Below are 273 nucleotides of genomic sequence, written 5' to 3' on the forward strand. Positions count from 1 at the left end.
CGTCTGCGTTCGCAGATCGAATATGCAGGTCATCGGTGTCCACTTCAAACCGGCCGGTGTCCACGGCGTCGGGGCCTGGAATGTCCACATCACGTCTTCCCAAGCACGAACCGTAGGATTTTCTTCCGCGGCTTTGGCCATGCGTTCGGCATCGAACACCGCGTCATCGGTGTCCATCACCATCGTCATGCGCGTGCCGAGGCGGAAAATTTCCATACCGCGTACCCCATGCTCGCGTAGATGCCGCAGCACGTCGGGCCATACGGCACGGTG

General features: G+C 60.4%; 1 protein-coding gene. It reads right to left on the reverse strand.

Annotation, left to right across the window (positions count from 1 at the left end; all coding sequences use genetic code 11):
* Positions 1-273 (reverse strand): L-rhamnose mutarotase (locus SB751_RS30485; RefSeq protein ID WP_410749084.1); only part of this gene is annotated, 273 nt, incomplete at both ends.

The sequence above is a fragment of the Cupriavidus sp. SIMBA_020 genome (genome assembly GCF_046535395.1).
Lineage (GTDB): Bacteria > Pseudomonadota > Gammaproteobacteria > Burkholderiales > Burkholderiaceae > Cupriavidus > Cupriavidus campinensis.